We start from the raw sequence: 20,962 nt of genomic DNA, 5'->3' as shown, positions 1-20,962 counted from the left end.
CCCACCGCGGGCGCGGGCCCGCAATGGCGGCGGTCGCCACTGGCCCGGCGCATCGGTGGCGGTCCGTCACCTGTCGTGCCCGCGGGGGGCGGTCCTAGCGTCCACGCGAGTCCGACCAACGGATCCCCCCATGGAGCCGACGATGCCTCTTCCCCCCGGTCCTCCCCCCTCCCCCCTCGTCTCCCCCTCCCGCCGTCCCGTCGCGACGGCGGTCCTCGCCGTCCTGGCGCTGCTGGCCGCCGGTCTCGGCGTGTCGGTGTCCTGGGCCGCGGCCCCGGCGCGCGCGGCGGGCCTGACGCAGGTCTCCTCGTTCGGGTCCAACCCGGGCAACCTCACGATGTACGAGTACGCCCCGGCGAACCTGCCGTCCGGCGCGCCGCTGGTGGTCGCGCTGCACGGCTGCACGCAGAGCGCCGCCGACTACTTCGCCAACTCCGGCTGGCAGAAGTACGCCGACCTGTGGGGCTTCGCGCTGGTCCTCCCGCAGACCGGCGCCGCGAACAACGCCCTGTCCTGCTTCAGCTGGTTCGACTCGGCGAAGGACTCCCGCGGCAAGGGCGAGGCCGCCTCGGTCGTGTCGATGGTGACCGCCGCGAAGGCCCAGTACGGCTCCGACGCCCGGCGGGTGTACGTCACGGGTCTGTCGGCCGGCGGCGGCATGACCGCCGACCTGCTCGCCGCCTACCCCGACGTCTTCGCCGGCGGATCGGTCGACTCCGGGCTGCCCGCGCAGTGCGCGGCCACGCAGGCCGCCGCCTCGCAGTGCCAGTACGGCAGCCTGGGCCTGACCCCCGCGCAGTGGGGTGACAAGGTCCGGGCCGCCGACCCCGGCTACGGCGGCCCGTGGCCGCGCGTCGCGATCTGGCAGGGCACCTCGGACACCACCGTCCAGCCGGTCAACGCCACCGAGCTGCGCGACCAGTGGACCGACGTGTGGGGCATCGGCCAGACCGCGTCCCGTACCGAGTCGCTGCCCGGCGGCACCACGCTGAGCGTCTACGACGACGCGCAGGGCAGCCCCGCCGTGGAGCTGTACCAGATCTCCGGGATGGGCCACGGCCTGGCCGTCGACCCGGGAACGGCCACCGAGCAGTGCGGCGCCACCGGTGCGTACTACGCCGACACCATCTGCTCCAGCTACTGGACCGCCCGCTTCTGGGGGCTGGACGGCCCCGGCGGCGGCGGGGGCACGGGGTCGCTGCCCGCGCCGACGGGCCTGACGGTGACCTCGGCGGCCGACACCTCGGTCGCGCTGGGCTGGACCGCCGTGACCGGCGCCGCGTCGTACACGGTCTACCGCGACGGAGCCAGGGCCGGTACGGCCACCGGCCCGTCGTTCACCGACACCGGCCTGACGGCCGGGACCTTGTACACCTACACGGTCGCGGCGGTCGACTCCGCGGGAACGGCGGGACCCGCCTCCGCGGCGGTCACCGCCCGGACGACCGGAGGCGGCGGCACCGGCGGGGCCTGCTTCACCGCGAACAACTACGCACAGGTCGCGGCGGGCCGCGCCCACCAGAGCGGCGGCCACGCCTACGCCGACGGATCCGGCCAGGACATGGGGCTGTGGAACGTCTTCGTCGTGCACACGCTCCGGCAGACCGGGACGGACTACTACGTGATCACCGACGGGACCTGCTGAGCGCCCGCCCTTCCACGGCCGGGGCCGCGCCGCCCCGCCGTGGAAGGGCGGGTCCGGGCCGCCTGCACGTACGCTGGAAACGGAGCGTGAGGAGGCGTCCATGACGACCGGAACAGTGGCACGGGCACTGGACCGGGCGACGCTGGAGAAGCTCGTCGCCGCGGCCGTGACAGCGCCCTCGATCCACAACACGCAGCCGTGGCGGTTCCGCCTCGACCCCGCCACCACCACGGTGGAGGTGCACGCGGCGCCGGACCGGGCGCTCAACTCCATCGATCCCGGCGGGCGGGGCCTGCACATCTCCGCGGGCGCGGCGGTGTTCAACCTGCGGGCCGCCGTGGCGCACTTCGGCTGGGAGCCGGTCGTCCGGCTGCTGCCGCGCCCCGCCGACCCGGGCTTCCTGGCGGCGGTACGCCCGGCCGGACCGCGCGGACTCGGGGAGCGGTACGGGGAGGCGGAGCTGTACGAGGCGCTCTGGCACCGGCACAGCAGCCGCGTCCCGTTCACCGGTCCCCCGCTGCCGTCCGAGATGCGCGCGGAGATCGCGGCGGCCGCCGCCGCGGAGGACACCCGCCTGGTGTTCCCCGGGGAACGGGAGACGGCCCGGGTCCTGCACCTCACCTCCGAGGCCGAGTGGCGCGGTCTCGCCGATCCCGCGCGGGCCGCGGAGAGCCGGGAGTGGGTGCGCGACCGGGGCGCCAGCGGTGTCCCCACCTCGGCCTTCCCCACCCGTGACACCACCGGGCGGATGCCGGTACGCGACTTCACCGCGGGTCTCGGCGTCACGCCCCGGCTGCCGGAGGCCTACGAGCAGCGCCCCGCCGTGGCCGTCCTCGGCACCGTGGGCGACGAACCGGCGGACTGGCTGCGGGCAGGGCAGGGCCTGGAACGCGCCCTGCTGGTCGCCACCGCGCACGGTGTCCGCGCGTCGCTGTTCAGCCAGGCGGTGGAGTGGCCGGACCTGCGGTGGGCCCTGCGGGACCCGCGCGAGGAGTACGTGCACGTGCAGATGGTGATGCGCTTCGGCTACGGGCCGGAAGGACCCGCGACGCCGCGCCGTCCCGTCGGCGACGTGCTCGACGCCCCCGGCACCTGACCGCCGTCCCCCCGGCGCCGGGCGCGGCGCTCAGGTCCAGGTGAGCGCGAGGAGCGCCGCGTCGTCGTGGGTGCGGCCGTCCGCGTAGGCGCACGCGTCCCGCTGGAGCCAGTCGAGGAGGGCGTCCGGGGCGGTCCGCCGGGGGCACGCGCGGAGCCGGTCGGCGAGCGGGTAGAACGCTCCGGTGGCGTCGCGGGATTCGGTGATGCCGTCGGTGTAGAGCAGGACGGTGTCGCCGTGCCGCAGCCGGACGGCCGCGGGGGCGGGTCCCGGTTCGGCACCGGTCGGCAGACCGCCCAGGCCGAGCGGCAGTCCGGGGGCCGCCGGGACGTCGAGCGCGTCCTCGCCGCGCAGCAGGAGCGGCGGCGGGTGCCCGCAGGACAGCGCGCGCATGCGGCCGTCGGGGGCGATCTCGACCAGCAGCGCGGTGACGAAACCCTCGGCGTCGGTGAGGTAGCGGCGCAGGCTGAGCTCCAGCCGGCCCGCGAGACCCTCCAGGGTGGGGTGGTCGAAGGCGGTCTCGTGGAAGCAGCCGAGGACAACGGCGCCGGTGGCCACCGCTTCGAGCCCCTTGCCCCGCACGTCGCCGATGAGCACCCGCAGGCCGAATCCGGTGTCGGCGACCGCGTAGACGTCCCCGCCGATGCGGGCGAACTGCGCGGCCGCCCGGTAGCTCGCGGCGATCCGGAAGGCGCCGACGGCGGACGGCGGCGGGCGCAGCAGCGCGCGCTGCACCGTCTCGGCGACGGAGGTGACCCCCACCAGGCGCGCGGCCGCCCGCCGCCGCCGGGTGACCACGAAGCACGCCACGGCGGCGACGGCGAGCGAGGCGACAGTGGTGCCCGCGGCGGCGCCGAAGCGCCCTGGTTCCACGGCCAGGAACGCCCAGCGGGTCGCGGCCACCACCACGGCCGAGGCGACGATCACCGGCGGGCCGAAGGCGAGCGCGACCAGGGCCGGGACCGCCACCAGCACGGACGGTACGTGCGAGCGCTGCGAGGTGCCGAGTTCCAGGCCGAGCACGAGGACGTAGAGCAGGACGGTCGCCGCCAGGACCACGGCCCGCACGAACCCCGTCGCGGCCGCCTCCTCCTCCCCGCTCGCTCCCGGCACCCGCACCCTCCTCACGCCGTCCGCCCGCACTCGGGGTGAACCGTCCGTGACCGCATGGTGCCTCATGAGCGCGCGGGTGGCGGGCGGGACGCTCCGGGGTCCGCCGACATCGGCCGCCGCCCGGGGGTACCGGGCGGGGGCCGGTCTCAGTCGTGGGCGGCGAGGTCCTGCTCCAGCCGGTGCGCGGTGCTCTCCAGGGCGCCGACCAGGGACCGGAGGTGGTGGGGGTCGTAGCGGGTGCCGGGCATCGAGACCGAGAGCCCGGCCACCGCGGTGCCGTCCCGGTCGCGGACGGGGACGCCGACGGCGACCAGGCCGCGTTCGGACAGCTCCTTGTTGACGGCGAAACCGTTGCGCCGCAGCCGGGCCAGCTCCGTCCGCAGCGCCGCCAGGTCCGGGCGGTCGGCGGGGCGGTCGCGGTAGCGCTCGGGCGCGTACACCTCGGCCAGCTGCTCGTCGGACAGCTCGGCGAGCAGCAGCAGGCCCGCGGTGGTGCGGTGCGCGGGGAAGACCATGCCCTCGCGCGAGCCCACCCGCAGCGCCTGGCGGCTCTCGGCGCTGGCGATGAAGCGGGCGGTGTCGCCGGTGCGGACGGTGAGGTTGGCGGTCTCGTCGAGCAGGTCGACCACCCGGCGCAGGTGCGGCAGGGCGGCGGCGCGCAGCCGGGAGACCAGGGACTGCGAGTGCGCGGCGAGTTCCAGGACGGGCCCGGCGCGGTAGACCCGGTCGTCGCCCTGCACGGCGAAGTCGCGGTAGACGAGCATCGCGAGGATCCGGTGCGCGGTGGAGCGGGCCACACCGAGGCGCGCGGCGATCTGCGAGACGGTCGCCCCGCCCTCCATCTGGAGCATCGTCGCGACGCGCAGCGCGTGGTCGACGCTCGTGACGGGGTAGGGCGGCGGTGTCTTGAGCGGCTTGTCCACGAGGGCTCTCTCCCGGTTCCGCGCTCCCGCGCTCGGCTCGGCCGAGACCTGGTTCTGCTGTGCAGAATCTCGGTGTTCTCCTGGAAGACAGGATGCACCCTGAGCCGTGTGACACAGTCCTCCACCGCACATGACACCGCGCGGGACACCACCCTGGGCGTCCCGGCTCCCCCGGCCTCCCCGGTACGGCTCCAGGCCGTCGCCGCGGCGGGGCAGCCCGACGTCACCCCCGCGCTCGACGACCTCTACCGCGGCTTCGAACAGGAGCTGCTCGTCCCGCTGTGGACGCAGATCGGCGACCTGATGCCCGCGCACCCGCACTCGCGCGCCGTACCGCACCTGTGGCGCTGGGAGCGGCTGCGCGCACTGGCCGCGCAGGCCGGCGACCTGGTCCCGGTCGGCCGCGGCGGCGAGCGCCGGGCCATCGCGCTGGCCAACCCCGGGCTCGGCGGGCGGCCCTTCGCCACCCCGACGCTGTGGGCGGCCATCCAGTACCTGATGCCCGGTGAGGACGCCCCCGAGCACCGGCACACCCAGCACGCCTTCCGCTTCGTCGTCGAGGGCGAGGGGGTGTGGACGGTCGTCGGGCGCGACCCGGTGGCCATGCGGCGCGGCGACTTCCTCCCGCAGGCCGGGTGGAACTGGCACGCCCACCACAACGCCACCGCCGAGCCGATGGCCTGGATCGACGGGCTGGACATCCCCTTCCAGTACACCAGCGAGAGCCAGTTCTTCGAGTTCGGCCGGGACGGGATCAGCGACGCCGAGCGCATCACCCCGGACCGCTCGCGCTCCGAGCGGCTGTGGGGCCACCCTGGTCTGCGCCCGGTGTCCGCGGGCCCCACCGGTCCCGGCTCGCCGCTGCTGGCCTACCGCTGGGAGCACACCGACCGCGCGCTCGCCGACCAGCTCGCGCTGGAGGCCGAGGGCCACGGCGGCACGGTGGAGCCCGGCCACGCGGCAGTCCGGTTCACCGACCCGGCGACCGGCGCCGACGTGCTGCCGACCCTGCGGGCCGAGATGCACCGTGTCGCGCGCGGCGCCGAGACCGCGCCGGTACGGGCCACGGGCTCGTCCGTCTACCAGGTCTTCGACGGCTCCGGCCGCGTCACCGTCGGCGACGCCACCTGGTCCGTCGCCCGCGGCGACCTGTTCGCCGTCCCCTCCTGGCAGCCCTTCTCGGTGCGCTCCGAGGCGGGCGCGACCGACTCCGACTCCGGCGCGCTGGACCTCTTCCGGTTCAGCGACGCGCCCGTCTTCGAAGCCCTGCGGCTCGACCGCGCCCTCGTGGAAGGAAACCCCCGATGAAGCTCGCCACCCTGCGCACCGGTGACGGCACCCGCGCCGTACGCCTCGACGGCGACGTCCTGGTCGACCTCGGCGCCCCCGACGTCGGCGCCCTGCTCGCCGCCGAGGGCTGGGCCGGGCGCGCGGCGGCCGTCTCCGCGGCGGACGCGATGACCTACCCGGCGGCCGGCGCGGACCTGGCGCCCGTGGTGCCCGCGCCCTCGAAGGTGGTGTGCGTCGGCCTCAACTACCGCAACCACATTCAGGAGATGGGCCGCGACCTGCCCGACCACCCCACCCTCTTCGCGAAGTTCGCCGACTCCCTGATCGGCGCGGGCGACGACATCGTGCGGCCGGACGAGACGCACGGCTTCGACTGGGAGGCCGAACTCGCGGTCGTCGTCGGCGCCCCGGTGCGGCGGGCCCGCGGCGCGGCGGCCGAGCGGGCCGTCGCGGGCTTCACCGTGCTCAACGACATCACGTGCCGCGACTGGCAGTTCCGCACCCGCGAGTGGCTGCAGGGCAAGACCTGGGACTCCACCACCCCCGTCGGCCCGTACCTGGTCACCCCCGACGAACTGCCCGGCGGGGTCCGTCCCGTGCTGGACATGCGGCTGCTGGTGGACGGCGAGGTCATGCAGTCCGACAGCACCGGCGACCTGCTCTTCGACCCGGTCGCGCTGGTCGAGTACGTCTCCACCGTCGTCCGGCTGAACCCCGGCGACATCATCGCCACCGGCACCCCCGGCGGGGTCGGCCACGCCCGGCGCCCCGAGCGCTACCTGCTCGGCGGCGAGACCGTCGTCACCGAGATCTCCGGCATCGGGCGGCTGGAGAACCGCGTCGTCAAGGAGGCCGCCGGGGCGCAGGAGCAGGTGTCCTGATGCCGCGCACCCTCGCCGACGCCCGGCAGTGGACCGCGGCCGGCACCGAACTGCTGCTGCGGGCCGCCCGCTGCCTGGACGACGTCTCACTCGCCGCGCCGAGCGCGCTGCCCGGCTGGAGCCGCGCGCACGTCGCCGCGCACGTCGCGGCCAACGCCGACGCGCTGTCCAACCTGGTGCGCTGGGCCGCCACCGGCGTGCCCACCCCGATGTACGCCTCCCCCGAGGAGCGCGCCGCGGGCATCGAGCGGGGCGTGGCCCTGCCGGCGGGCGAGCTGCACGCCCGGCTGCGCACGTCGGCCCGCGAGCTGGAGGCGGGCATGGACGCGCTCGGCGAGCGGGAGTGGGCCGCCGGGGTCGTCACCGCGCAGGGCAGGACCGTACCGGCGTCCGAGGTGCCCTGGCTGCGCGCCCGCGAGGTGTGCGTGCACGCGGTGGACCTGGCGGGCGGCGTGACCTTCGCCGACCTGCCGGCCGGTTTCCTGGCCGCGCTGTGCGACGACATCGCCGCCAAGCGCGCCGCCGCGCCGGGCCCGGCCGTGCGGCTGCGCGCCCCCGGCGCCGCGGGCGCGTGGGAGCTGCCCGGCGACGGCGAGCCCGCCCTCGTCACGGGCGGGCTGCCCGTGCTGGCCGGCTACCTGGCCGGACGCGGCGCCGACCCGCTCACGGCGGACGGCGCGCCCGCGCCCGCGCTGGGCGCCTGGCTCTGACGGCCGGCCCGCCCTGGACCCCACCGCCTCCCGTACGGAACAGATCACGAGGTACCGAGCATGACACCCGACTCCTCCCCGGCCGTGTGCCCCGACGTCATCGTCGTCGGCGGCGGCATCGGCGGCCTCGGCGCCGCCTTCGCCCTGGCCCGGCAGGGCCTGCGGGTGCGCGTCCTGGAGCGCGCCCCGGAGTTCGGCGAGGTGGGCGCGGGGCTCCAGATCGCGCCCAACTGCACCCGCATCCTCGCCGAGTACGGCCTGCTGGAGGAGGCCCGGGACCTGGGCGTCGTCCCCGAGCACATGGTGATGCGCGACGCGCTCGACTCGCGCGAGCTGACCCGGCTGGACCTGCGCGACCTGGAACGCCGCTACGGCTTCCCGTACATGGTCATCCACCGCAGCGACCTGCACGGCATCCTGCTGCGGGCGTGCGGACGCGCCGGGGTCGAGCTGCTGACCGACCGCACCGTCACCGGCTACGAGAACACCGCCGAGGGCGCGCTGGTGCGGCTCGCGGACGGCAGCGCGCAGCAGGCGCCGCTGGTCGTCGCCGCCGACGGGCTGCACTCGGCGGCCCGCCGCCAACTGGTCGGCGACGACGTCGTCAGCTCCACCTACGTCGCCTACCGCGCGGCCGTGCCGATCGACGCGGTGCGCGGCAACGGCGTCGCCGAGCGCGACGTGACCGTGCACGTCGGCCCGCGCTGCCACTTCGTGCAGTACGCGCTGCGCGGCGGCGAGATGTTCAACCAGGTCGCCGTCTTCCAGTCGCCCAAGGCGCTCGCGGGCCGCGCGGACTGGGGCACCCCGGACGAGCTGGACGCCGCCTTCGCCGCCACCGGCGACACCGTGCGCAAGGGCATCCCTCTGATGTGGCGGGACCGCTGGTGGCAGATGCTCGACCGGGACCCGGTCGACACCTGGGTGCACGGCCGTGTCGTGCTGCTCGGCGACGCGGCGCACCCGCCGCTGCAGTACATGGCGCAGGGCGCGATCATGGCGATCGAGGACGGCTGGGTGCTGGCCCGGCACTACGCCCGGCAGGCGGAGGCAGCCCCCGCGGCGGGCGGACGGCCCGACTGGGACGCGGCGCTCGCCGCCTACCAGGCGGTGCGCGTCGAGCACTGCCGCCGGGTGCAGACCACCGCCCGCGTGTGGGGCGAGCTGTGGCACCTCGACGGCGAGCAGCGGCTGCGCCGCAACGCCGTGCTGCGGGCGCGCGACACGTACGACTACTCCTTCACCGACTGGGTGTACGGCCCGACCGCGCTCACCCCGCAGGAGGAGCCGCCGATGTTCACTCCGGTCCCGCTCTCCTCCGCCCCCGCACGGACCGACGCCCCCACGACGGCGGCCGGCGGCGTCTGACGCGTGTCCGGCGGGAGGACGGCCGGGACGTACGGGGGGAGATCCGGTACCTCCACGAGCCGTCGCCGGGCGGGCGATCCGGCGATACCGACGCCGAGGTCGCGATGGGCCGGTGACGGCGGCCCGGGAGGGGCTCGACCGCACGCCCCGCGCGCCGCGCCCGGTGACGGACCGTCTGTCCCGGTGGTTCCGGCCGCGGGGCTCAGGTGTGGCGGTGGTAGGCCTTGTTGGCGATGCGCCAGCCGTCCCCGGTGCGCACCAGCAGGAAAACGTCGGTGAAGCGGTCCGGGCCGTGGACGAGGGTCATCCGGGCGGTGGCGGCGCTGCCGTGGACGTCGACGGAGTCGATCCGGCGGGTGCGCGCGTCCTCGTCCGGCGCGGGGCGGCCGGGGAAGAGGGCGCAGTAGTCGTCCAGCGTCCAGGAGACGAACGACCCGTCGCGCAGGCCCTCGACGTGGGCGGTGGGCAGGAACGCGGCGCGGAAGTGCGCCGGGTCGCCGGTCGCGTGGCCGCGGGCGTAGGCGCGCAAGGGGGCGAGGACGGCCTCGTCGGGTGCCGGGGCCGCGGCGGCGGCCGCGATGTCCGCGTCCGGGGCGGCGGGTGCCGCGGCGAGCGCGGTGGCCGCGGGCAGCGGCGCGCCCGACGCGGCGGCCAGCAGGTCCATGTCCTTGACCAGCGCGGCGAGGGTGAAGTCGGCGGTGGCGGGCACCGGTCCCCCGTCGAGGAAGGCCCGCTTGCGGGCGGTGAGGCCGCCGAGCTGCCCCATCTCCAGGACGTCCAGCACCTCCGTGCGGGGCAGGCCGAGGGCGTCGCCCTGCCGCAGGCACGCGCCGAGGGCGAGCACCGCGCCCGCGAGCCCTGCGTTGGCGACGAGCTTCAGCGCGGCGGCGGCGCCCGCCCCGGCGGCCGGGTGCACGGTGCCGAGGGCGTCCAGGACCGGGCGGGCCCGCAGCAGGGCGTCGGGCTCACCGGCCGCGAGGATCCGCAGGGTGCCCGAGGCCGCGGCGGGCACCGAGCCGAGGACGGGCGCGTGCACGTAGGCCGGGCCCGTCCGGCGGGCGAGGTCCGCGGCCTCGGCGGGCGCGACGGTCGCGGTGTTGACGACGACGGCGCCGGGCCGCAGTGCGCCGCGGATCGCGTCGAGCACCTGGTGGCAGGCCCCGCCGTCGAAGAGGGCCAGCAGGACGGTGTCGGCGTCCGCGACGGCGGCGGCCGGTGTCGCGGCCGCCGTGACGCCGGGTACGGAGCGGCCGGAGCGCGTCCAGCCGGTGACGCGGTGGCCCTCGGCGGCGAGACGGGCGGCCGCCGCGCCGCCCATGCGTCCCAGGCCCAGGACGGCGACGGTATGTGCTGTGGTCATACCGGCAAGGCTCGTCGGCCGCGAGGCATGCGACAAGCGACGATTGCGCAGGGCAGCTCTGCGCGCGGCGCATGGCTGACCGGCATACTGTCGGCCATGGACCTCACCGTGTGGCGGACCTTCGTGACGGTGTGCCGACTCGGCTCGCTGTCGGCGGCGGCCGCGGAACTGCACCACACCCAGTCCGCCGTCTCCCGGCAGATCGCCGGACTCGAACGGCAGCTCGGCGTGCCGCTGGTGGAACGGCACGCCCGCGGGGTGCGCCCGACGGCCGCGGGCGAGGTCTTCCGGCGGCACGCGCTGGCCGCGCTGCACGAGGCCGACCGGGCCGTGCGCGCCGTGCGCGAGCTGCGCGAGAGCGAGCAGGTCCGGCCGCTCGCGGTGGGCGCGACGCCCTCGCTCGCCGCCGGGGTCGTCCCGCAGGCCGTACGCGAACTGCTGGCGGACGCCGGGCCCGTGCGGTGGAGCCTGCTGCCCGCGCTGAGCGCGGAGCTGCACGGCCGGGTGGCCGCCGGGGAGCTGGACGTCGCGGTGGTCACCGACGCGCCGCCGGGGCTGCCGCACGACCCGCGGGTGGAGCAGCACCCGCTGGGGACCGACGAGATGGTGGTGGTGCTGCCCGCCGGTCACCCGCTCGCGGGCGGCGGGCCGCTGCGCATCGAGGAGCTGGCCGGTGAGACCTGGGCCGAGGACAACGACGGCTCGGCGGCGCTGCTGCGCGCGCAGGCCGCCCGCGCCGGGGTCACGCCCCGGATCGACCTCGCCGCCGCCGACCTGCCCGGCAAGCTCGCGCTGGTCGCGACCGGCCTCGCCGTCGCGCTGGTGCCCGGCGTGCTGGTGCCCGCGCTGCGGGCCGACGTGACCGCCGTGCCGCTGGCCGACCCCCCGGCCCGCGGCATCCACGCCCTGACCCCGCGCCGCGACCCGCACCCGCTCGCCGCGGCGCTGCTCGGCCGGCTCGCGGCGGGCGTCACGCGTGCCCGCGCCGGTGGGCCGCGACCCGCTCCCGGGTCGCACAGCGCCGCGAGCAGTAGCGGCGCTCCAGGCCCCGGCTCCGGCTGACGAACACGGTGCGGCAGGCGGGCGAGGCGCACACCGCGCCGGGCGGCGCCTGCCGCTCCCAGAGCAGGACCGTGAGCGCCATGCAGGAGGAGGCGAGGAACCACTCGTCCCAGGGCGCCTCGTCGTCGCTGTCGAGGTGCGGATGCCAGGGGGACGCGCCGCCGTGCGCGGTCAGCCGCAGCGGCCCGGTGTGCTCGCGCAGCAGCCGGTTGAGGACGCCGGCGGCGGCGTCCGTGCGTCCGGCGGTGAAGACCTCCCGGAGCAGCGCGGCGGCCGCGCGCATCCCGGCGACGTCGGCGGCGGTGAGCCCGTCCGCCGGCTCCCCGTACGCGGCGAGCACCGCGGCGACCTCGGCCGGGGCGGGGTCACCGCCGTCGAGCACGTTGACGAGGGCGGCGGCGCGGTCGGCCATCTCCTGGACGGAGTGCCGGGCGGATCTGTCGTCTGCGGGAGGCACCGGCGCACTGTAACGCATATTGCCGCGTTGTGGGTTACCTCCGTAACGTCCACCGGATGAGAAGGCGTTACGGGCTGGGCATGTACCTCGCCGGGGCGGTCGCGGCGCGCGCGGGCGACGAGATGTCGGGGCCCGCGCTGATGCTCGCGGGATTCGCCCTCACCGGCTCGGCCGCCTCGGCGTCGGCGCTGCTCGCGGGGCTCACCGTCGCCGCGGCGGCGGGCGGCCCCGTGCTCGGGACGCTGCTGGACCGGCAGGAGCGGCCGGGCCGACTGCTGGCCGCGGCGCTCGCGGCGTACGCGGCGGGCCTGACACTTCTGCTCGCGGGCCTGGGCAGGGCGCCGTTCGCGCTGTGCGTGGCCCTCGCGGTCCTGACCGGTCTCGGGGGCCCGGCCCTGTCCGGCGGCTGGACGGCCCAGCTCCCGCGGGTGGCCGCACCCTCGCGGCTGCCGCGGGCGAACGCCCTCGACGCGCTGACCTTCACCCTGGCGAGCCTCACCGGTCCGGCCCTCGCCGGAGCCCTCGCGGAGGCCGCGAACGCCCCTGTGGCGGTGGCCGCCTCCGCCGCCCTGATCGCCGCGGCGGTCCCGGCGGCCTGGTACCTCCCGGCGCGCGGCCCCGCCCGGACGGGAGCGCCACGACACCTGCCGGACGCCCCGTCAGCCGCCGTGCCCCACCGGCCGACCGGGCCCGTCCCGAAGGCACCGGCGGCCACCGCGTCGCAACTCCCGCGCCCCCGGCGGGCGCACCGGCGACCACCACAGCCGTGGCTCCCCCGCCCCCGGGCGCCGTGCCGGGCGGCTCCGTGTGGCGGGAGCTCGGGGAGGGGGTGCGGGTCATCGGGCGGCGGCCGCGGTTGCGGCGGGCCACGGTCACCTCGGTGGGGTGCTCCGTGGCGCAGGGGATGCTCGCCGCGTGCCTTCCGCTGCTCGGGGAGCGGGAGTTCGGGAGTGCGGGGCGCGGCACGCTGCTGCTGTCGTGCGCGGCGCTCTCCTCGCTCGCGGCGGGCGGCGTGCTCGCCCGGTTCCCGCGTGCCGCCGCGCCGGACACGGTCGTGCGGGTGGCCGCGCTGGTCCAGGCGGCCGCGCTGGCACTGGCCGCCGGGTCCCGCCCGGTCCTGCTGGTCGCGGCGCTGCTGCTGGCCGGGGCCGGGGAGGGCCCGCAGCTCACGGCGCTGTTCGCGGTGCGGCACCGGGAGGCACCGGAGGCGCTGCGGGCGCGGGTGTTCACCACCGGGGCGAGCCTGAAGATCACCGGTTTCGCGCTGGGTGCGGCGGCCGCAGGACCGGTCGCGGCCCGCTCCGTCCCGGCCGCCCTGCTGGCGGCGGCAGGCGTCGCCGCGCTCTCCGCGGCCTGCCCGGCGGGCGCCGCGGGCCGGGCCGGGGGAACAGGGCGGACGGCGCGGGGCCGTTGAACAGGCCCATGGCGCGGCGGGGCGGTCCGCTCGCGCGTCCGGGTCCGGAGGTACTGGGCGTTGCGTGTCGGAGCCGCCCGGTAGCATCACCCCGCGTCATGGGGCGAACGCCGGGGAGGACCGCACATGCAGCTCGCCGGTGTCGAGGTTCGGGTGAACCACCCGGTTCTGGCGCTGGGATCGGTCGACTGGCTGCCGGTGCTGGAGCTGAGGGACGAGCCCGCGGCCGGGTGCGACACCCATGTGGTGGTCCGGGTCCAGGCTCAGACGCGACTCGTCAGGGTCCGGCTCTTCACCCGGCCGCTCGACCAGGGGCTCGGCCCGGACCCTTCCTTCACGACCGTCTTCGAGGGGCCGATCTCGTTGACCGACGGACGGCTCGTCATCGGCGACGTCATGGGCGAGACCCGCTTCGTGAGCCTCCTCGGTGAAGCGGGCAGGCGGCAGATCCGTGTCGCTGTCGACGAGCCCGGCGGGCACGCGGCCGCGGTCGACATCTGCGTGGGCCCGAAGCTCAGGCAGTGAGCGTGCCCGTCGCGGCGAAGGCCCGTCCAGGGCCGTGAAGCGCGCGGTTCAGGCGGTGGCACCGGGCGGGCCGGGGACAGGAGATCCCGGCTGGACGCGGCGCCGCCGGGGCGGACGGCGGCGGGAGCCGGTCAGCGCTCCGGGGCGGTGATGTCCTGCTCGGTCCAGATGATCTTGCCCGTGGCGGTGTGACGGGTGCCCCAGCGGTCGGTGAGCTGGGCGACCAGCAGCAGGCCGCGGCCGCCCTCGTCCCACACCCGGGCGCGGCGCAGGTGCGGGGCGGCGCTGCTGCCGTCGGACACCTCGCAGAAGAGCGACGCGTCGTCCCGGATGAGCCGCAGCCGGACGGGCGGGCGGCCGTGCCGGATGGCGTTGGTGACCAGCTCGCTGATGACCAGCTCCATCGTGAAGACGGCCTCGTCCAGCCCCCACGCGTCGAGCTGCTCGACGGCGATCTTGCGGACCCTGGCGACCTCGGCCGGGTCGTCGGAGACGTCCCAGGAGGCGACCCGGTCGGCGCTGAGCGCGCGGGTGCGGACCAGCAGCAGGGCGACGTCGTCGGCCGGCGGCGAGGGCAGCAGGGTGCGCAGCAGCAGGTCGCAGGTCTCCTCCAGCGGGCGGCCTGATGTGGTGAGCAGTGCGCGCATGGTCTCCATCGCGGAGTCCACGTCGGCGCCCGGCGCCTTGACCAGCCCGTCGGTGTAGAACGCCAGCAGGCTGCCCTCGGCGAGCCGCAGCTCGGCCGCCTCGAAGGGGAGCCCGCCGATGCCCAGCGGCGGGCCGACGGGGAGGTCGGCGAAGACCGCCTCGCCGTCGGGGCTGACGACCGCGGGCGGCGGATGGCCGGCCGAGGCCATCCAGCAGTTGCGCGACACCGGGTCGTAGACGGCGTAGAGGCAGGTGGCGCTCATCTCGCCGAGGCCCTGCTGCTCGGCGTCGGCGCTGTCGGAGACGGCGGCCTCGCGGACGAGCCGGGTGATGACGTCGTCGAGCCGGGTGAGCACCTCGTCCGGCGGCAGGTCGATGTCGGCGAGGGTGCGGACGGCCGCGCGCAGCCGTCCCATCGCCGCGGCGGCGCGCAGCCCGTGGCCGACGACGTCGCCGACGACGAGCGCGACCCGGGCGCCGGACAGCGGGATCACGTCGTACCAGTCGCCGCCCGCGCCGCTGCGCGAGCCCGCCGGGCGGTAGCGGGCGGCGGCCTCGACGGCGGTCGGCGTGGCCAGGGTGCCGGGCAGCAGGCTGCGCTGGAGCATCACGGCGGTGGCCCGCTCCCGGGTGTAGCGGCGGGCGTTGTCGACGCAGACGGCGGCGCGCCGGGCCAGCTCCTCGGCCACCCCGAGGTCGTCCGCCTCGTACGGGGCCTTGGTGCGGTGCCGGCAGAACATGGCCAGGCCCAGCGTGACGCCCCGCGCGCGCAGCGGGACGACCAGCGCGCTGTGGATGCCGTACTCCCGGATCGAGGCCTGCCGTTCGGGGGAGGCGGACCACCAGTCCAGCGTGGACTCGCTGACCTGCTGGAGAAAGCCGTGGCCGGTCGCGAGGGTGCGTCCGGCGGGCGAACCGGCGGGGTAGACGTGCTTGTCGCCGAGTGCCACGACGGCCTCGGGGCAGCCGTCCAGGACCGAGCGCTGGGCGGTGCGGCGCAGCACCACGCCGCCCTCGGGGGCGGGGTCGAGCACGTCCTCGTCGCCGCTGAGCAGTTGCTCCAGCAGGTCGACGGTCACGTAGTCGGCGAATTCCTCGGTGCTCATCAGGGCCAGCTCGTCGGCGGTGTGGAAGACGTCGAGGGTGTTGCCGATCCGCAGCGAGGCCTCGTAGACCATCGCGAGCCGGCGGCGGCTGCCGTGCTCCTGCTCGGGGGGTACGGCGTCGGCGTCGGAGAGCCGCACGGCGGTGCCCTGCGGGAGGACGCGGACGGCCCAGCAGCGGGCGCCGGCGAGGTCGCCGCCGGGCTCGCACGCGGCGGCGCCGGACCCGTCCCCGTCGCCCTCGCCGTCCGGCGCCGTCACCAGCGGCTCCGCGCACCACAGCGCGTCGATGCGCTCACCGGTACGGTCGCGGACCGGGGCGAAGGTCGTCCAGCCGGTGTCGGCGCCCCACGGCAGCAGGTCGGGCCGCACGCCGAGCAGCTCCTGCACGGGCCGGCCGACCGCCTCGGCGGGGCCGAAGCCCAGCAGCTCCTGGGCGTCACCGCCCCACGCGGTGATCCGGCCCCGGGCGTCGACCGTGCACGAGGCCGAGCCGCCCGCCGCCGGGTCACCCGCCACCGGGTCACCGGCCGGGTCACCGCCGGGGGGCGGAGGCGTGCCGGACCGCGCCTCGGGATCCCGGGAGCGGGCTCGTGAGGCGTGCGGACGCGGTCCGGCGACGCGCCGCCCGCGGTCACTGCCCAGGGTCGATCTCCGGCGGCGTGTCGGTGCCGCGGGAGCCTCCCACGGCCGGGGGTTCGTCCACCGGTTCGACCCGTGGCAGCGGGGCGTTCCGGTCGGGTGGCCGGCCGCTCTCGTCGGTGACGAACCGGGCCACGGCCTTCGCGCTGTCCAGGAGCTGCGCGGGAAAGACGACCGTGCTGTTCTTCTCGGCCGCGATCTCCGCGAGGACCTGCAGATTCCGCAGCTGCAGCGCCACCGGGTGGTCGGCGATGACGTCGGCGGCCTCGGCGAGCCGGCCGGCGCTGAGCGCCTCGCCCTCGGCCGCGATGATCTTGGCGCGCTTCTCCCGCTCGGCCTCCGCCTGGCGGGCCATCGCCCGCTGCATGGTGACCGGCAGCTCGATGTCCTTCAGCTCGACGAGGAAGACCTGGACGCCCCACTGCTCCGTGATGCCGTCCAGGATCTCGCGGATGGCCAGGTTGAGCGTCTGGGTGTCGGTGAGGACCTGGTCCAGCATCGACCGGCCGACGATGTTGCGGACCGTGGTCTGCGCGATCTGCCCGACCGCCTGGGCGACGTCCTCGATCTCCACGATCGCCTTGACCGCGTCCACCCGGCGGAAATAGGCGACCGCCGCGACGCCGATCGACACATTGTCCTGCGTGATGACCTGCTGTGACGGCACGGGCATCGTGACCGTCCGCAGACTGACCTTCCACATGTGGTCGGAGAGCGGAATCATGAAGTGGAAGCCGGGCCTGCGCACTCCGCGCAGCCGCCCGAGCCGGAAAACCACTCCTCGCTCGTACTGCCGCACGATGGCGATTCCGAGGTTCGGCATGGCGCAGCCTCCCGCTGTCGGCTCCCTTCCAGCATCCCTCGCATCGGGCCGCGACGCGCCGCGAGAGCCGCGTGAACGGGTGAGACGTCCCCGCCCGGGGCGGCGCGGGGTCACCGGCCGGGCGGCTCCCGCCCGCTTTCCGCCGCCCGCGGGGCCTCCACCTGGACCACCAGTGCGGCGATGTCGTCGTCGAGGCCGTCGCCGAAGCTGATCAGCCGGTCGTGCAGCTGGTCGAGCAGACGGCGCGGCGGCGCCGGGTCCAGGCTGCCGAGCCAGGCCAGCAGCGGAAAGAAGCGGCCCTCGTCGTCGCGGGTCTCGGTGACGCCGTCGGTGTAGAGCAGCAGCTGGTCGCCGGGGACCAGCTCGACGGTCTCGACGGCGTAGTCCGTGCCGAGCAGCGCCGCCATGTTCAGCGGCGGGGAGGCGGTGGACGGCTCCAGGGCGCGCACCTCCCGGCCGCGGATCAGGACCGGCGGGGGGTGTCCGCAGTTGAGCACCGTCGCGTCGCCGCCGCCGTGCGGGATCTGGGCCAGCACCGCGGTCGCGAAGCGCTCGGCGGACTCGCCGGACGGGAAGGACTCGCCGTAGCGGACCAGGCTGGTGTCCAGCCGCCGGGCCAGCGCGGCGAGGTCCGGCTCGTCGTAGGCGGCCTCCCGGAAGGAGTTGACCACCGCCCCCGCCACCCCCACGGCGGACAGCCCCTTGCCGCGCACGTCCCCGATGAGCAGCCGTACGCCGTACGGGGTGTCGGCCACCTCGTAGAGATCACCGCCGATCCGGGCCTCGGCGGCGGCGGCCAGGTAGAGCGTCTGGACGCACATGCCGCCGATCCGCGGCGGCACCGGCCGCAGCACGACCGACTGCGCGGCCTCCGCGACCGAGCGGACCTGGAGGAGGGCGCGCTCGCGCTCCAGGCGGACGTGGCAGGCGTAGCCCGCGGCCGCGGTGACGGCGACGATGGCGGCGCCGGTGAAGAACACGGCGTGGTGGTGGAAGGTCAGATCGACGATCACCACCACGATCAGCGCCAGCAAGCCGAGGCCGACGGTCGCGGCCACCGACCAGCTGGAGGCGGCGAGTGCGGGCGCGGCGGGAAGCATCCGGCTGATGGCGACTTCACGGGGTGTGACGACGGATGCCACGCCGATGGCCACGGTCAGCAGGATCGGCGCCAGCAGGGCGGGGACGGACCGGCCCGGCGCCGCGCGTCGTGGGCCGGGCGGCTGCGTCGTCGTCACACAAGCGAGCCTAATGGGACGAACGGGATTTTCCGCGCTACCGGGCGGCCGCACGGGGCACGCCGGCGCCGCCGTCCGACACTGGATCAACTCCTGGCACCGCCGCATCGTTCCCGTGCGGGCTGTGACTTTTGCCCTCCCGGCAGGGCGTTCCGCGGGCGCGTCGGGGCGGGTCATACTCCGGGTCGCTCCGCGGGGACCTCCCCCGCGGGAGACCTGGAGAAACGGGAGTCCATGACCTCTGCGACCTCACCCTCGGTCACCGCCGACGCGGCGGGCACCTGGCGTCTCGGCGACCTGACGGTACGCCGGATCGGGCTGGGCGCGATGCGCCTGACCGGCACCGCCGCCTTCCACAACGGGGTGCCGCGCGACCGCGACCAGGCGCTCGCGGTGCTGCGCCGGGCGGTCGAGCTGGGCGTCGACCACATCGACACCGCGGCCTTCTACTTCTCGTCGCTGCGCTCGGCGAACGAGCTGATCAACCGCGCCCTCGCGCCCTACCCCGACGACCTGGTGATCGCCACCAAGGTCGGTCCGGGCCGGGACCCGTCGGGCAGCTGGCTGCCGGCCGCCCGGCCGGACCAGCTGCGCGGCCAGGTGGAGGAGAACCTCCGCCAGCTCGGCCGCGACCACCTGGACCTGGTCAATTTGCGCATCATGCCGTCGGTCCCGGCGGGCGGCGTCGCCGAGCGCATGGGGGCCCTGGAGGAGCTGCGCACGGCCGGGCTGATCCGCCATCTGGGGGTGTCGAACGTGACGTCCGCCCAGCTCGCCGAGGCCCGCACCGCCGCCCCGGTGGTGTGCGTGCAGAACATGTACGGGCTCGCCGACCGGCGCAGCGCGGCGCTGCTGCGCGAGTGCGGCGAGCTGGGGCTGGCCTTCGTGCCCTTCTACTCGATCGCCGGGGAGGGCCGGGAGATGGGCGCGGGCACGTCCTCCGGCGACACCGACGAGGCCGTGGCGGCGGTCGCGCGGACGCACGGCGTGTCGGCCGCGCAGGTGCGGCTGGCCTGGACGCTCCGGCAGGGCCCGCACGTGCTGGCGATCCCCGGCACCGGCGACCCGGACCACCTGGCGGACAACCTGGCCGCGGGCGCGCTGCGGCTCACGGACGAGGACATGGCCCTGCTGGACGGGTCCGGACCGGCCGGGGCGACGGAGTGAACGCGGGCGGGGCCGTCCCGTCCGACAAGTCCTGAATCAACTCATCCGATGTTTTGACCTCGTTGCACAGGGCGCAATCGCCATCGGGGCGCGCGGAATGCCGCTCTTTCCGGACAATTCGCCGATCCGGTCTGGACCCTTGACGGGATGTTTGGTTCAGCAGTTGAATCCCTGCGTACCGCCAACCGCGCTTTCGGAACCACTCAGCGTGGTGCGCGTCACGGGACTGCGCGCACCTCCCCCCACCGCAGGTCAGCCCGAATCCAGCGGACTCCAGCACGGCCGTGGCCGAATCAGGCCATGGCCGTGCCCCGGGGCCTGAGTTCATCTGTTGAAGCCGCATCATGTGAAGACGGCGACAGCGGGTGAGGCGCGCTCAGTCCACCGTCGCGCCCGGCCGAGGCCGCCGTGCGCCGCCGTTCGGAGAGCTTCCATGGCAGTTTCGCGTCGTACGTTCATCGGAGCCGCGGCGGGCGGGACCGCCGCCGCGGCGCTCAGCACGCTGGGTTCCGCCCCCATCGCGTCCGCTGCCCCCGCGGTCGCGGCCGCCAGCGGGCCCGGAGACGTGGTCGGCAAGATCACGGTCGGCTACCAGGGCTGGTTCGCCTGTGTCGGCGACGGTTCACCGATCAACAGCTGGTGGCACTGGAGCCAGAACGGCGGGCAGGCGCCCTCGCCGTCCAACACGACGATCGTGGCGTGGCCGGACGTCCGCGAGTACACGAAGACGTACCAGACCGGTTACGCGGCGCTCGGGAACGGTCAGCCCGCGACGCTGTTCTCGTCGTACGACCAGCAGACGGTCGACACGCAGTTCCTGTGGATGCAGCAGAACAACATCGACACCGCCGCGCTCCAGCGCTTCAACCCCACCGGCGGCGAGGGGCCCAACCGGGACGCGATGGCGGGCAAGGTGCGCAGCGCCGCCGAGTCGCACGGCCGGAAGTTCTACATCATGTACGACGTCAGCGACTGGACGACCATGCAGTCGGACATCAAGACCGACTGGACCAACAAGATGAAGGCGCACACCGCCTCACCGGCCTACGCCAAGCAGAACGGCAAGCCCGTGGTGTGCATCTGGGGCTTCGGCTTCGCCGACAACCAGCGGCCGTTCACAGCGGCGGCATGTCTCGACGTGCTCAACTGGTTCAAGGCGCAGGGCTGCTACGTGATCGGCGGGGTGCCGACCTGGTGGCGTACCGGGGACCGGGACTCCCGCCCCGGCTTCGCGGACGTCTACCACGGCTTCGACATGCTCAGCCCGTGGATGGTCGGCCGGATCGGCAACGTCGCGGACGCCGACAACTTCTACAACCAGGCGACGGTGCCGGACCTGGCCGAGTGCGCGGCGCACGGCATCGACTACCAGCCGTGCGTGCTGCCCGGCTCGGTCACCGGCCGCCAGCGCGCGCACGGCGACTTCATGTGGCGGCAGTTCTACAACATGTGCCGCGCCGGCGTGCAGGGCATCTACATCTCGATGTTCGACGAGTA

18 protein-coding genes and 1 pseudogene are annotated in these 20,962 nt (G+C 75.7%); 12 read left to right on the top strand and 7 right to left on the bottom strand.

The genetic code is table 11. The features are described 5' to 3' along the window. Positions 1-142: 142 nt before the first annotated feature. Together ACWERV_RS21780 and ACWERV_RS21775 are read left to right on the top strand one after the other, a co-directional pair. On the top strand, positions 143-1,645 hold the full coding sequence (locus ACWERV_RS21780) for an extracellular catalytic domain type 1 short-chain-length polyhydroxyalkanoate depolymerase (protein ID WP_452935434.1): 1,503 nt from the start codon (positions 143-145) through the stop codon (positions 1,643-1,645). Positions 1,646-1,745: 100 nt separating this feature from the next. Continuing rightward, entirely contained in the window at positions 1,746-2,741 is a 996-nt protein-coding gene (locus ACWERV_RS21775; RefSeq protein ID WP_452935431.1) for an Acg family FMN-binding oxidoreductase, read from the top strand. Positions 2,742-2,771: 30 nt separating this feature from the next. On the opposite strand, the gene ACWERV_RS21770 is transcribed toward ACWERV_RS21775, so the two are convergent. Then, entirely contained in the window at positions 2,772-3,854 is a 1,083-nt protein-coding gene (locus ACWERV_RS21770) for a PP2C family protein-serine/threonine phosphatase (RefSeq protein ID WP_452935429.1), read from the bottom strand. Between the two features lie 146 nt (positions 3,855-4,000). Further along, positions 4,001-4,777: an IclR family transcriptional regulator gene (locus tag ACWERV_RS21765; RefSeq protein ID WP_452935426.1), complete on the bottom strand. Its 777-nt coding sequence runs from the start codon at positions 4,775-4,777 to the stop codon at positions 4,001-4,003. A gap of 108 nt (positions 4,778-4,885) precedes the next feature. On the opposite strand from ACWERV_RS21765, the gene ACWERV_RS21760 reads away from it, so the two are divergent. From ACWERV_RS21760 to ACWERV_RS21745, 4 genes are read left to right on the top strand one after another with little or no spacing between them, the layout of a single operon-like run. Then, a complete protein-coding gene (locus tag ACWERV_RS21760) occupies positions 4,886-6,085 on the top strand; it encodes a cupin domain-containing protein (RefSeq protein WP_452935424.1) in 1,200 nt (399 codons plus the stop codon). Beyond that, a complete protein-coding gene (locus ACWERV_RS21755; protein WP_452935423.1) occupies positions 6,082-6,948 on the top strand; it encodes a fumarylacetoacetate hydrolase family protein in 867 nt (288 codons plus the stop codon). Before ACWERV_RS21760 ends, ACWERV_RS21755 begins: the two co-directional genes overlap by 4 nt. Further along, entirely contained in the window at positions 6,948-7,658 is a 711-nt protein-coding gene (locus ACWERV_RS21750) for a maleylpyruvate isomerase family mycothiol-dependent enzyme (protein ID WP_452935420.1), read from the top strand. The genes ACWERV_RS21755 and ACWERV_RS21750 overlap by 1 nt, the downstream gene beginning before the upstream one ends. Positions 7,659-7,718: 60 nt before the next feature. Next, on the top strand, positions 7,719-9,026 hold the full coding sequence (locus tag ACWERV_RS21745; protein WP_452935417.1) for an FAD-dependent oxidoreductase: 1,308 nt from the start codon (positions 7,719-7,721) through the stop codon (positions 9,024-9,026). A gap of 202 nt (positions 9,027-9,228) precedes the next feature. On the opposite strand, the gene ACWERV_RS21740 is transcribed toward ACWERV_RS21745, so the two are convergent. Next, on the bottom strand, positions 9,229-10,422 hold the full coding sequence (locus tag ACWERV_RS21740; protein ID WP_452935414.1) for a nuclear transport factor 2 family protein: 1,194 nt from the start codon (positions 10,420-10,422) through the stop codon (positions 9,229-9,231). A gap of 60 nt (positions 10,423-10,482) precedes the next feature. Here ACWERV_RS21740 and ACWERV_RS21735 point away from each other — a divergent pair, with 60 nt between their 5' ends. Beyond that, positions 10,483-11,448, top strand: coding sequence for a LysR family transcriptional regulator (locus ACWERV_RS21735; RefSeq protein WP_452935412.1), 966 nt, complete (start codon positions 10,483-10,485; stop codon positions 11,446-11,448). Here ACWERV_RS21735 and ACWERV_RS21730 read toward each other — a convergent pair. Then, complete coding sequence (locus tag ACWERV_RS21730; protein ID WP_452935410.1) at positions 11,357-11,923, bottom strand: CGNR zinc finger domain-containing protein; 567 nt, start codon at positions 11,921-11,923, stop codon at positions 11,357-11,359. The genes ACWERV_RS21735 and ACWERV_RS21730 overlap by 92 nt on opposite strands. A 38-nt stretch (positions 11,924-11,961) precedes the next feature. Between ACWERV_RS21730 and ACWERV_RS21725 the strand changes: the two are divergent. From ACWERV_RS21725 to ACWERV_RS21715, 3 genes and pseudogenes are all read left to right on the top strand, one after another. Beyond that, positions 11,962-12,519: pseudogene (locus ACWERV_RS21725) on the top strand (MFS transporter); the annotation flags it as partial. Between the two features lie 152 nt (positions 12,520-12,671). Then, on the top strand, positions 12,672-13,319 hold the full coding sequence (locus ACWERV_RS21720) for a hypothetical protein (RefSeq protein WP_452935407.1): 648 nt from the start codon (positions 12,672-12,674) through the stop codon (positions 13,317-13,319). A 126-nt stretch (positions 13,320-13,445) separates the two neighbouring features. Continuing rightward, complete coding sequence (locus ACWERV_RS21715; RefSeq protein WP_452935404.1) at positions 13,446-13,844, top strand: hypothetical protein; 399 nt, start codon at positions 13,446-13,448, stop codon at positions 13,842-13,844. 131 nt (positions 13,845-13,975) lie between these two features. Here the strand turns inward: ACWERV_RS21715 and ACWERV_RS21710 are convergent, their stop codons facing one another. The 3 genes from ACWERV_RS21710 to ACWERV_RS21700 form a co-directional block, all read right to left on the bottom strand. After that, positions 13,976-16,114 (bottom strand): ATP-binding SpoIIE family protein phosphatase, encoded by a 2,139-nt coding sequence (locus ACWERV_RS21710; protein ID WP_452935402.1) that lies wholly within the window; start codon positions 16,112-16,114, stop codon positions 13,976-13,978. Between the two features lie 115 nt (positions 16,115-16,229). Beyond that, the gene (locus tag ACWERV_RS21705; protein WP_398184264.1) at positions 16,230-17,060 is read right to left on the bottom strand and encodes a slipin family protein; all 831 of its coding nucleotides are present in this window, start codon (positions 17,058-17,060) and stop codon (positions 16,230-16,232) included. Between the two features lie 110 nt (positions 17,061-17,170). Continuing rightward, positions 17,171-18,298: a PP2C family protein-serine/threonine phosphatase gene (locus ACWERV_RS21700; protein WP_452935399.1), complete on the bottom strand. Its 1,128-nt coding sequence runs from the start codon at positions 18,296-18,298 to the stop codon at positions 17,171-17,173. Positions 18,299-18,532: 234 nt separating this feature from the next. On the opposite strand from ACWERV_RS21700, the gene ACWERV_RS21695 reads away from it, so the two are divergent. Beyond that, positions 18,533-19,465 carry an oxidoreductase gene (locus ACWERV_RS21695; RefSeq protein ID WP_452935396.1) on the top strand — a complete coding sequence of 311 codons (933 nt, stop codon included), beginning with the start codon at positions 18,533-18,535 and terminating at the stop codon, positions 19,463-19,465. 433 nt (positions 19,466-19,898) lie between these two features. Continuing rightward, positions 19,899-20,962: glycoside hydrolase family 71/99-like protein (locus ACWERV_RS21690; RefSeq protein WP_452935393.1), on the top strand; the 1,064-nt coding region annotated here is incomplete at its 3' end.

The sequence above is a fragment of the Streptomyces sp. NPDC004031 genome, assembly GCF_053604375.1.
The sequence above is the reverse complement of the archived record's forward strand: the minus strand, read 5'-3'. Positions and strand labels throughout refer to the sequence as shown.